Origin of the sequence: Nonlabens sp., assembly GCF_047636915.1 — a bacterium.
Taxonomy (GTDB): Bacteria; Bacteroidota; Bacteroidia; order Flavobacteriales; family Flavobacteriaceae; genus Nonlabens.
Genome location: NZ_JBLIGN010000011.1, coordinates 44,220 through 56,050, shown reverse-complemented (window position 1 = coordinate 56,050; position 11,831 = coordinate 44,220). Strand labels below are relative to the sequence as shown.

The window sequence follows — 11,831 nt, the reverse complement described above, 5'->3', positions numbered from 1 at the left end:
CGTCCCAGGAAGCACAGGACTACTCTTTAACTGTTGCAAACTATTAGACAATTTTTCCTCTAATTGAAAAGCCATACGGTTCCAGTCTTTTGAAATGCTAAAACTTGTATTTAACAGTTTCTCTTGTTGGTTTCTATTCAACAAATTAAATTCTGGTCCTGCATAACATCGTAACGAGGTGTCTGCTTTGTGGTTATAAAAAGACGCTCGGTTATACATATTCATTATCTGTTCTTGAAAGGGAACTGTGTCGCGCGTATTTAATTTATGTTTGTTGGTGATTTTATGATAAAAAGATTTGCTGCCTAAAATAGTATCGGTTAAAAAACCACCGGCTATAACTAGGTATATAAAATTACCCGAAGAAGTTGCTCCCATTTTTAATAGATCTCCAGCGCTTATTTCTAGTACCTTATTCTGGTCTACCAGTATATTGTTAATCCTAATAGATGCTTTTGCTCCTGTAACGGCAATTCGTGTGGAATGAGAAAATAAATACGTACCACCTTGTAAAATAATTTCCATAACTGCTGCGTCGAGAGCATTATTCAATAACGAATTACCCAAATCAGCTGAGGATTGATCCATCGCACCACTATGTGGGATTCCTATATGTCGATGGGATTTCCTTCCACGATCTTGAATCGAACTGTAAAATCCTGCATGGAGTAAGGTTATACTAGGCATGGCTTTTAAATTTTTCTAGTTCTAAGTTTCCGGTTTCTTTTAGTGCGATCAATTGATCCTTTTCTTCTTTTGAAACGGAGTAAAAACTGACTTGATCTCCAGCATTTAATAAGCTTGGGGAACTTCTAGCCACATCAAACATATCTAGTGGGCAATTTCCCAATACATACCAGCCCCCAGGACTTTGAGATGGATATATACCACAATATTCATTTGAAATGGCCACAGATCCAGCTGCTACTTGCAATGATGGTGTTGTCTTTCTAGGGATTTTCAAGTCACTATCCAAACCTTTTAAATAAGGAAACCCTGGTAAGAAACCTATAAAATCTACCTTATAAGTTGCTCTACAGTGGCAATCTATAATTTCTTCCACCGGGAGCTTATTTTTGAAAGCCTTTACAACAGTTTCCTCTAATTCATAAAAAATAGGCAGCCTCCAGAAGGTGTTAGTTTCTTTTAAAAGTTGGTTAGTTTGCAGTTTTTTATCCATTAAAGCGATGACACTTTTATGATTAATTTTGTTTTCCCATAAAATTAAAATGGAATAGGCGCCATGATTGATAACGACTTGCTGGTTGAAAAGTTTGTTGATTTGCCTAACCGTTGTGGTTCTCTTGGAAATCATCTCCAGCGTTTCTTCTGGCCATGAAATCAACAAGGATCTTTCGTTGTAGGCATGATATGTGAATAGCTCTTTATCCAATTTTAATTCCTTTAGATTTCAAATCAACGACCAATTTTTCAAAATCCTTCATCAACTCTGTGTTATCTCCATGAATACAAATCGTATCTATTTCTAGCGTGATTTCTATTCCGCTTGGTGTCCTTATTTTTTGATTTTTTACAAGCATTTCTATTTGAGCTGCTGTGATTCTGTAATCCTTTATCAGGGCATTTGGTTGCGATCTTTCTACTAGTTTACCATTTGCATCATAAGATCGGTCTGCAAAACCTTCTCGACGATAATCAATTCTATGTGCTTTACATTTTTTTTCTAGTAACGAATTAGGTGGCACATAAAGCAATATGTTGGGATAGGCTTCCAGCATCAATTCTACCAACCAATCTGAAAAATCTTCTCGGTAAGCCGCAGCATGATATAAGGCACCATGCATTTTTATATGGTGTAAAGCCACTCCTACTTGCTTTGCTATTTTCTGAAAGAGTTGTATTTGTTGTGTTATGCTTTCGCGAAAGCGACACCTAGAAACATCTATAAACATACGACCAAAATTTTCTTGATCTCTAAAAGATGGGTGCGCACCAGCTTTTACACCGTATTTCAAGGCCAATTGCAAAGCGATTTTCACCGATTTCTCATCTCCAAAATGTCCGCCACAAGCGATATTGCAGGAGCTAATAAATGACATAATGCGCTCGTCACTTGCCATTCCTTCACCTAGATCGCAATTTAAATCGATAGTTTTCATTTATATAAGATCAAAGACTTTAAGAAGTGTTTTTGCACCAAGTAGAACCGCAATAATAATGACTGCAGCAGCCATTATATTTTGCCAAGTCTTATTTTGAAACAAACCTAATAACTTTTGATTCACCAGCCAAAGCAGTAAAACCGCAATTATCGGAAGAAGCAATCCATTAGCAATTTGGGCAAAGGTGATTATTTCCAGTGGCTTTAACCCAATACTGGAAAATATAATTCCAACGCATAAAATAAACATCCATACGGCTCTAAACGACCCGCTTTTCATAGTTCCTTTCCAACCCAGACATCCTTTTACCACGTATGCCGCAGCAAGTGGCGCAGTAATAGCACTGGTAATTCCAGCGGCTAGAATACCTATGGAAAAAACATAAGTTGCCCATGATCCATAAATAGGCTCTAGTGCAGCGGCAAGGGCAGCACCGCCTGAAACATCCGTTCCTTGTAATGCGGTTGCCGCAATAATAATTGCCATAGAAACCAGTCCACCGAGCACAACGCTTATGATGGTATCTTTTCTTACCGCACTTAAATCGCTGGAGGCACTCCACTTTTCACTTACTAAAGAAGCATGGAGGAATAGATTGTAGGGAACAACTGTCGTTCCTATCAATCCGACTATAGCTAGAATGTTTTTACTATTAATTTGTGGGGTGAAAAGGCCTTTAAAGATTTGATGCATATCTGGACCTATCGCAATTGCCGTGGCTATAAACGAGATGCCCATAATTACAACGAGTGTAATAAGCACTTTTTCTAGCACTTTGTAATTGCCATAATAGAGTAAACCAAAGGCAATAGTTCCCAACAGCAAAGGAAAATACCATTGCTCGCCAAAAATGATGTTCAAGCCTAAAACGCCACCGCTTAAATTCCCAGCTTCATAAGCCGTATTTCCTACTGCAATGGCTGCTAGAACCAATGCAATCAGTGTTACTCTAATGAATTTATTAGAAATCGTACTCCTTAGAATCTCTGGCAATCCTTGACCAGTTATCAATCCCAATCGAGCTGCCATTTCTTGGAGAATGATGGTGGCAAAAATAGACAGCAACATAGCCCATAAAAGGCTGTACCCATAATTTGCTCCAGCCAGTGTACAGAGAGTCACCGTTCCTGGGCCTACAAATGCTGCCGCAATTAATGTCGCCGGACCTATATTTTTAAATATTCTATGGAACATTTTTGGCATTTTGCAATGCATAAATAGCAAAACTCCCTAACCAATGACCTCCAGCATAATCGTCTGCCACGAGATTGGGTAAGGTGTTGGTGATATGGGCATCTGCAATTTCTGTGAGATTGTTGTACTCCGGATATTGAGCGGCAAGTCCGTACAATACCCAGGAACGACTGAGATTCAATCCATCTATATGAACTAATTTCCCGTCACTGCGATCAGAAACTTTGCCGATCTCCATCTCTAGTTTCCCGTTTTCGATATGGGGTAAGAATTCTTTGATCCAATTATGAAAATCGGCCGCGGGAAGAATTCGTCTCATGATATCCACTTCCTCTAGACAAGGAGAAAGAAAGTCATAACCGCTAGGTTCCCATGAGATAGGACAGTCTGCATCACGGAGATAAAATTCTATTGCCCTTTCCTCTATAACCAATTTCAACGCTTGGTTTTGTGCATGAACGGCATAATCATAAGCAAATGCCATCCCAAAAGCGGTATTAGAATGTTCCCCAACACGGATTGCGTAATTTAATTTGGGCAAATATTCTACATAACGATCAGCAACCATATCAGATAAGGGTTGTAGGATTTGAGAGAGTTCTTTTCCATACTCACTTTCCCAGGAGTCCAGTTCTTGCTGTAATTTGAGCAACCAAGCCCAACCGTAGGTACGTTCAAAGGTTTTGTTGTCTTTAGTATTTAAATAAGCAATTTCTACTTTTATATTTTCGCTGGTTAGGTTTCTTTGGATCTTTTGAAGTAACTCTTCCCTTTTCTCCAGTTCTGGAAAGTTCTTGATCAAGGTTACCGCACTCCAATACCCATGTACCGCACTGTGCCAATCAAAGCATCCATAAAAAACTGGATGTTGCACCCTTGGTCTTTTTTGATCTTCAGGTCCAGCGGTGACATGCCCTATTTTATTAGGGTATTCTGTCTCTATACAATGTAGCGGTAACTGAGCCAGGTTATTTGCTTGCTGCAAGTTGAGTTGTGGTGTTGGTATCTTGTCCTTTATAACTTCATTTTGAGGAGTATTCTCCTCAATGGACAAATCAGGAACACCTAGATCCTTGCAACCTGTGCTACCTAAAAATAGCAGCGCGTAATAATAGTACTTCATCTTTAAAGTTTGATTGAATCTTTAAAGATAGAATATTGAATGGAGATTATATAGGTTCCGCTTTCGCGAAAGCGGAATAATTAGTATAGAATTTCAAGAATGTGAACTCTTTTGCTGGAATATTTCGGTGTCGTCTAGCCAAAGGAATTTTACTACTCTTGCGTTTTTTACGGCTATGTAAACACCAATTACCTAATGCCATTACAGATTGCTCAAATAAAAAAAGCGCAGCTGCAAGTCGGTAACAAGAGCCGTTTGTATTTTTTATTTTTAACATGCCAAAGCTCCTTTCGTCAGTCCCTAATCATTTGTTAGAATAAATATTCTGGGATGGTAAAGGCGGGTAAATCGATTAAAAATAGCTAAGCTCGTAATGTTTCCAATGCGTTTTCACTCTTGTGCAAACCCCCTTTTCATTCCCCTATCTACCAAAGAAAAATATGTATTTAAAATTGATCGAGAGAATTCCCGCAGATCCCAGATAAACTTAGAGCGATCGCTAGTCCCGTATTAAAATTTTGTAATCCACTATGGTAGAATTCTTAAATATCCATCCAATTCCAATAACTGTACAGAAAATCTCTAACCTATTCCTATTTAAAGAAAAGTGCTTAATTACAACTTCTCTAACAAAACCACCCCATTTTTAACCATCACAGTCACTTTACCATTCACCACAGGTATTTTTTTGATGGTATACGCATTGCGCAATCGAGATGTTTTAGGAAAGACTTTTTCTACCTCTATTTCAAGTAATCCATTAGGTAAACCTGCTCCTATCAGCACGATATCTTCCTGATTGTTTTTATTATAGAATCTAGCAGCTAGAGTTCCTTCTCCTTTGTGTTCTAAAGAGAAATGCTCTCCTGCTCCTACTGATTTATGCTTGTTTCTAAACCTTCCTAATACTTGCCAATGCGTTAAAACTTCTTGATTCAAATTTTTCCAGTCCATGACAGATCTTAATGTTGCATCTCCTTCAGTTCCATCTATTGCTAAAGAACGAGCTATTTCATCGCCGTAATAGATTTGAGACATACCAGAAGTAAGTAATAATTTAGTAGCAGATTCCATTGCTTTTTCTCTTGACGGATCAAAAGGCTGCCCATCGTCATGAGAACTGATATAATTCATAAAATAGGCGGGATGACCAGGCTTTTCTGTGAGCATGTTTTTTCTAATACTATCGTATTTTTTAAAAAGTGTTTTATAATCTTGAGAGGCATGGTTTTTAAATCCGAAGTTGATCATGGCATCATAACCCACATCAAAATAATCCACTGTACCACTAGAAAACCCATACGGTCTTCCGTTTACTGCAGCATAACCGTAGAGCTCACCTATGATAAAAAACGCGTCCTTGTGAATGACTTTTTCAGGGTTGTTCCTTTTCCATTCTTCGTAAGCTAATTTTGCTTGCTTATTAAACGTAGCCCAAATCGATTCTTCCACATGTTTAACGGTATCGATTCTAAAACCATCAACACCTGTCTCTCGGGCATAATCGGTTACCCATTTGATCATATAATTTGCAGGAGTTCTTTTTAAACCTGAAGTTGCAAAAAATACCTCGAGTTCTTTTACTTCTTGATCGTATCTGCCTTCCTTTTTCCATTTTTTAACTAGAGCCTCTGGCAATTCTACTTCTTCTGTGCCTTCTGTTTTGATGTCTGGCAAGTTATTCGTCAGCGTACAAGTAACCGCTGTACTTTGATCTTGATAGGTACAACTTGGGCCAGTGCGCACCCATTCTTCTGGCCACAACAGATCTTGATCAGTTACAGGACCTGTATGATTGATCACCACATCAAGTAGTATTCTAATGTCTTTTTGATGTGCCTTATCAACCAGCGTTTTAAACTCTTTCATTGTTCCGTAAGAAGGTTCTACAGCAGTCCAGTCTTTTGCCCAATACCCATGAAACGCATAAGTAAACCCAGTGCCTTCATCGACTCTGCCGTGAATTTGTTCCCAAATAGGGGTTAACCAAATAACGTTGACCCCTAAATCAGTAAAATAACCATCGTCTATTTTTTGAATGATGCCAGCAAAATCACCTCCTTTAAAATCTCTTAATTTCCCCGTTTCTTTATTTCTTTTAATGATATTATCGTTTGACGTATCAGCGTTATTAAACCTATCAGTTAACAGAAAATATACATTTGCGGCGCCCCAGTCAAAATAAGCGGGTTCTTTTGCACCCACTTTTTCTAATAGAACACTTTCCTTGCAAGAAGTACCTATACATAAGATCAAAAAAAGAAAGAATAGCTGTTTCATAAAACAAAATTTATTTTGTAAAAATAAAATAAGAAGTTCCTTTTATGAACTTATACATTTTTAATATAATACAAGGTTATCGCAAACAGGAATATAGTAATTTTACATGGTAAATACGACTACCATTCACATGGAAAAATACCTAGAAATTTTTGGCGATTCTTTTAATGGCTACGCTTCTTACCTCTGGCGAGAAATAATGAATCCGTCGTGGACCAATTATTTTTACTGGTTGCTGATAATTTCTGTATTGGTATTTGCTCTAGAAGTCTGGTTGCCGTGGCGCAAGAAGCAAAAAGTATTGCGTAAAGACTTCTGGTTGGATTTATTTTACTTGTTTTTCAATTTCTTCTTATTCTCTTTAGTAGGTTATAATGCAATCTCTGATGTGTTTGTAGAATTATTTAACGACGGACTCGCTGGTATAGGGATTACCAACCTTATTGCTATTAAAGTAACTAATTTTCCTTTTTGGACACAATTATTGATCATGTTTGTCATTGCCGACTTTATTCAGTGGAACATTCACAGACTCTTGCACAGAGTCCCTTTCTTGTGGGAGTTTCATAAAGTGCATCACAGCGTTAAGGAAATGGGATTTGCTGCTCAATTTAGGTTTCATTTTATGGAGACGATTATCTACAAAGCCTTGCAGTATATACCTCTTGCGATGATAGGTTTTGGTGTTGAACAATTTATCGTGATCCACATGATTGCCGTTTTTATAGGTCATTTGAATCACGCCAACTTAAATTGGGATTATGGACCCTTAAAATATGTGTTGAACAATCCTAAGATGCATTTATGGCATCATGCCAAAAAAATTCCCGGAGCACAAAAATACGGTGTGAATTATGGTCTTTCTCTAAGTTTATGGGATTATATGTTTGGCACGGCACATATGCCGTATCACCAAGCAGAATTGGAATTAGGGTTCCCTGGAGATAAAAATTATCCAACTGCGTTTCACGAGCAATTGCTAAAGCCTTTTAAGAAAGATAGTGAGCGTTCCTCTTTTGTAAAATCAGAATCCAATCCATCCTAAAGACCATAATGCTTCTTCAGCATTTTTTCGTATTGCTTTTCTGGAAGTATTTTCTTTAAGACAATAGAAAACTTCTGTAAAAAGCTACCTACCTTATAATGAATGCCTGGGTTTTTCTTTTGAAGAATCTCATATATTTTATGAGCTACTTCCATAGGATCGCAGCCGCTATCAACATGCTCATCAATAAGTTTTAAACTATGTGCATAACCAGCTTCATAATCACTTCCTGAAATGATTGGTGAGTGGAATCTCCCTGCGGCTATATTGGTGGCAAAATCTCCTGGCGCTACATTACTGAAATGAATATTAAGATGCGCACATTCCATACGGTAAGCTTCTGTTGCAATTTCTAAAGCTCCTTTACTAGCGCTATAAATACCGCGATAAGGCAATCCCATATAGCCAGCAATACTAGTAATATTTATAACACGACCCCTTTTCTGGTTTCTCATTTGAGGTAGAACAGCCTGTAGCACTCTCAATGGACCGTAGAAATTTGTTTCCATGGCGTTTTTTACTTGATCCATAGGAGTTTCTTCCATAGGACCGGTAATTCCAACCCCAGCATTATTAATTAAAATATCGAGTTGCCCTTCTTTTTCTATGAGTTTTTTAACAGCCAAATTTATAGAATCTTGGTGTTGAACATCCAGTGCTAGTAAGCTTATAGGACTGTCTGGATAGCGGTCTGGACTTCTACTCGTACCGTAGACGGTGTAATTTTTTTCTTGTAGATAAAGAGCTATGGATTTTCCTATTCCAGAAGACCCACCTGTAACGAGGACTACTTTTTTCATAATCGCTTTTAAATGAGGTACTTAGATTTGGGTAGTTGGCATAAAAAAAGGCAAGCTACCTACATCACACTGCTACGACCGCTTACCTTTGCTGCGTTCCCGCCCTGGAGGAGTTCAACAGGAGCTAGTTGTGTAGGACTTGCCAGCTGCAAATATACAGTCTAGTTTTAGTTACACAAAGGTTTTTCTCATCCATTTTTATAGCTATCTTTCGCATCAATAAAGACACATTATGAAATGGAACTATTCGGTTTATCTGATTGTTGCAGCACTCTCATTATCAGGCTGTAAAACAGACATCGAGACTTTTAAAGAAAATTACAAACTTGAGATTACCAATTCAAAATTGAACTGGAGTGAAGAAGATACGGTACAAATTTCTTTGATAGATGACACTTCTATAGGTATTGATAGTGTGATATGGTATCAAAATGAGACTCGTATCGATGGGACTGGTGGAATCACGTTTTCGCGAAAGCTAATAAATCAACCTTATGGAAATCTAACTTTTAAAGCTATCATTTATAGAAATGGTATGAATACAAGCGCAGCCACAAAAATTAAAAGATTGCCTACTCAAAAGGCAAAAATATACAGTTACCGTATCGTAAACACTTATGTTCACGACACAACATCTTACACCCAAGGCCTAGAATTTTATGGAGATTCGTTATATGAAAGTACAGGGCAATTTAGGGAAAGTGACATAAGAATAACCGATGTAGAGAAGGGTGAACCTTATAAAATAGCATCGCTTCCTGACAGCCAATTTGCAGAAGGAATGACCATTCTTAATGGTAAGGTATACCAACTGACTTGGCAAAGCAAAATAGGTTATGTCTATGACTTGGGTCTTCATAAAATAGACGATTTTACATACAATAAGAGCAAAGAAGGTTGGGGACTTACTAATGACGGTACGTATCTATATAAAAGCGATGGAAGTTCTAAAATTTGGAAAATTGATCCTGTAACTTATGAAGAATTGGGTTATATAGAAGTGGTAAGTAACGATCGCATCGTTTCAAAAATCAACGAACTAGAATGGATCGATGGTAAAATATATGCCAACGTTTACACAACTAATCTGATCATGATTATCAACCCGATTTCTGGAGTTGTGGAAGGCGCGATTAATCTCAATAGCATTACAGATGAAATCCCTAATTATTCTGAGAAGGATAATGTCCTTAATGGAATCGCTTATGATAGAAAGAAGGACCGCCTTTTTATCACTGGAAAAAGGTGGCCTAAGATGTTTGAAATAGAAATTGTAAAATAGTGATAGATTCTAAACTTCCTGTTTTTGAAAAAAGACGCACTGTAACTTTAGATGAAATTGATGACCTGGATCATGTTAATAATGTGGTTTACGTACAATGGGCTGCAGCTGTGGCCACAGAACACTGGCTAAGTGTTGCTACTTTAGAGATGCTAGAAAGCTTTGGGTGGGTAATGCTTAAACACTGCATTACTTACAAGAAAGCTGCCGTTTTAGGAGACAAAATACTAATTAAGACTCAGGTAGGAAGGGCAACAAACGTACGTTATGAACGTTTTATTGAAATATATGACGAAAACACCATGGATTTACTAGCCAAAACAAGCTCTGACTGGTGTGCTATAGATAAAACTGGCAAGCCCATTAAAATATCACAAGAATTAAGAGATCTATTTGAAACCTCATGAAATATATAGTTACTGCACTAATTTGCTTCATCATTCTAGTACTCATTTCTTCTTGTAGAAATGATTTTGAATTTACGTCCAGTACAGGTAGTCTAAAATTCTCTCAAGACACTATTTATTTAGATACGGTCTTTTCTACCATAGGATCAAGTACCAGGACTTTTAAAGTCTATAATCGCAGCAATGATGACATTGTTATTCCTAGAGTGGCGCTGGCGCAAGGCACTAATTCTAAATACCGCATATCTGTAGATGGTGTTCCTGGACAAGTATTCGAAAATGTAGAGTTACTCGCTAAGGACTCCATGTTTGTTTTTGTAGAAACGACCGTAGACATTATGGATTTCACAGGAGACACAGAATTCTTATATGAAGATACCATAGAATTTGATTCCGGAGCAAACCTTCAAAAAGTAGCACTAGTTACTTTAATAAAAGATGCTGTTTTTCTATTTCCAGAACGGGATGCTGAGGGTATTGAAGAAACTATCCTCTTGGGAACAGAAGAAGACGGAGTGCGTATCTCTGGTTTCTTTCTCGACGATAACGAGCTTATTTTCACCAACGAAAAGCCCTATGTGATTTACGGTTTTGCTGGTGTCCCACCTAATAAAACGCTTGCTATAAATCCTGGTGCAAGAATACACTTTCATTCTCAAAGCGGTATTATAGTTGCCAGAGATGGTACGTTAAAAGTAAATGGTGCACTTTCTACCACAGAAGAATTAGAAAACGAAGTGATTTTTGAAGGTGACCGATTGGAACCTCTTTATGACGATGTCGCTGGACAATGGGCAGCCATATGGTTAACCGCTGGTAGTATCAATCATGAAATCAATTATGCAACGATTAAGAATGCTAGTGTGGGTATTATTATGGACAGTTTTAATAATGCTTCTAACGGCGCTACTTTGAAGATCAATAACTCTAAAGTCTTTAATAGTTCTAACACAGCCCTTTTAGGAACAACGGCTTCCATAGAAGCTACTAATTCTATTTTCCACAACTCAGGACAGTCTGCGGTAGTAGCCCGTCTAGGCGGCGATTATAACTTTAATAATTGTACCATTTCTAATTACTGGAACGGTAGTTTCAGACAAGACCCTACCCTGCTCATTTCTAATGCAATCCCAAATACGGAGTTTACTGCAGATTTAACGGCTGCAAATTTTACCAATTGTATTATTTACGGCGATCGCAATCTTGAGCTTGCTCTGCTAGATGATGGTACCTCCACCTTTAATTTTAAGTTTGAGAATTCGTTGCTGCGCTTTAATGATTCATCCAATAGCTTTGATGGAATTCCTGCATATGATTTCAGTAATATAAATCTATACAATCAATGCATTTTAAATGTGGATCCATTATTTGAAGAGGTAGCTGCTTTTAAACTACGTATAGATAACACTGGTGGTGCTAATGGAATTGGAGATCCGGCGAGTGTTACCGCCACCGATATTTCGGGTACAACAAGAAGCACTTCTACCGTTTCAGGTGAAGGTCCAGATGCTGGCTCCTTTGAAAGTAGCGATCTGTCTGGTAGTTAAAATTCATTCTATTTCATCTCTGCTATTTGC

12 protein-coding genes and 1 other RNA gene are annotated in these 11,831 nt (G+C 37.8%); 4 read left to right on the top strand and 9 right to left on the bottom strand.

What is annotated here, in order from left to right; genetic code table 11:
- From ACJAT0_RS03500 to ACJAT0_RS03470, 7 genes are all read right to left on the bottom strand, one after another.
- A partial coding sequence (locus ACJAT0_RS03500; protein WP_415180542.1) for an allophanate hydrolase subunit 2 family protein occupies window positions 1-687 on the bottom strand: 687 nt, incomplete at its 3' end.
- Window positions 680-1,393 carry a 5-oxoprolinase subunit B family protein gene (locus ACJAT0_RS03495; RefSeq protein ID WP_415180541.1) on the bottom strand — a complete coding sequence of 238 codons (714 nt, stop codon included), beginning with the start codon at window positions 1,391-1,393 and terminating at the stop codon, window positions 680-682. The genes ACJAT0_RS03495 and ACJAT0_RS03500, both read right to left, overlap by 8 nt.
- Window positions 1,386-2,120: a LamB/YcsF family protein gene (locus ACJAT0_RS03490; RefSeq protein WP_415180540.1), complete on the bottom strand. Its 735-nt coding sequence runs from the start codon at window positions 2,118-2,120 to the stop codon at window positions 1,386-1,388. The genes ACJAT0_RS03495 and ACJAT0_RS03490 overlap by 8 nt, the downstream gene beginning before the upstream one ends.
- The gene (locus tag ACJAT0_RS03485; RefSeq protein WP_415180539.1) at window positions 2,121-3,317 is read right to left on the bottom strand and encodes an Nramp family divalent metal transporter; all 1,197 of its coding nucleotides are present in this window, start codon (window positions 3,315-3,317) and stop codon (window positions 2,121-2,123) included.
- Window positions 3,307-4,440 (bottom strand): DUF2891 domain-containing protein, encoded by a 1,134-nt coding sequence (locus tag ACJAT0_RS03480; RefSeq protein ID WP_415180538.1) that lies wholly within the window; start codon window positions 4,438-4,440, stop codon window positions 3,307-3,309. Before ACJAT0_RS03480 ends, ACJAT0_RS03485 begins: the two co-directional genes overlap by 11 nt.
- Window positions 4,441-4,486: 46 nt before the next feature.
- Window positions 4,487-4,717 (bottom strand): hypothetical protein, encoded by a 231-nt coding sequence (locus ACJAT0_RS03475; protein WP_415180537.1) that lies wholly within the window; start codon window positions 4,715-4,717, stop codon window positions 4,487-4,489.
- 338 nt (window positions 4,718-5,055) lie between these two features.
- On the bottom strand, window positions 5,056-6,720 hold the full coding sequence (locus ACJAT0_RS03470) for an alpha-amylase family glycosyl hydrolase (protein ID WP_415180536.1): 1,665 nt from the start codon (window positions 6,718-6,720) through the stop codon (window positions 5,056-5,058).
- 130 nt (window positions 6,721-6,850) lie between these two features.
- Here ACJAT0_RS03470 and ACJAT0_RS03465 point away from each other — a divergent pair, with 130 nt between their 5' ends.
- A complete protein-coding gene (locus ACJAT0_RS03465) occupies window positions 6,851-7,765 on the top strand; it encodes a sterol desaturase family protein (RefSeq protein WP_415180535.1) in 915 nt (304 codons plus the stop codon).
- Here ACJAT0_RS03465 and ACJAT0_RS03460 read toward each other — a convergent pair.
- Together ACJAT0_RS03460 and ffs are read right to left on the bottom strand one after the other, a co-directional pair.
- The gene (locus tag ACJAT0_RS03460) at window positions 7,762-8,565 is read right to left on the bottom strand and encodes an SDR family oxidoreductase (protein WP_415180534.1); all 804 of its coding nucleotides are present in this window, start codon (window positions 8,563-8,565) and stop codon (window positions 7,762-7,764) included. The genes ACJAT0_RS03465 and ACJAT0_RS03460 overlap by 4 nt on opposite strands.
- 45 nt (window positions 8,566-8,610) lie before the next feature.
- Window positions 8,611-8,710: signal recognition particle sRNA small type (ffs, locus tag ACJAT0_RS03455), an RNA gene on the bottom strand.
- Window positions 8,711-8,797: 87 nt separating this feature from the next.
- Between ffs and ACJAT0_RS03450 the strand changes: the two genes are divergently transcribed.
- From ACJAT0_RS03450 to ACJAT0_RS03440, 3 genes are read left to right on the top strand one after another with little or no spacing between them, the layout of a single operon-like run.
- Window positions 8,798-9,847 (top strand): glutaminyl-peptide cyclotransferase, encoded by a 1,050-nt coding sequence (locus tag ACJAT0_RS03450; RefSeq protein ID WP_415180533.1) that lies wholly within the window; start codon window positions 8,798-8,800, stop codon window positions 9,845-9,847.
- A complete protein-coding gene (locus ACJAT0_RS03445) occupies window positions 9,847-10,254 on the top strand; it encodes an acyl-CoA thioesterase (protein WP_415180532.1) in 408 nt (135 codons plus the stop codon). The genes ACJAT0_RS03450 and ACJAT0_RS03445 overlap by 1 nt, the downstream gene beginning before the upstream one ends.
- Window positions 10,251-11,801, top strand: a complete 1,551-nt coding sequence (locus ACJAT0_RS03440) for a hypothetical protein (RefSeq protein ID WP_415180531.1) — start codon at window positions 10,251-10,253, stop codon at window positions 11,799-11,801. Before ACJAT0_RS03445 ends, ACJAT0_RS03440 begins: the two co-directional genes overlap by 4 nt.
- Window positions 11,802-11,831 lie beyond the last annotated feature (30 nt).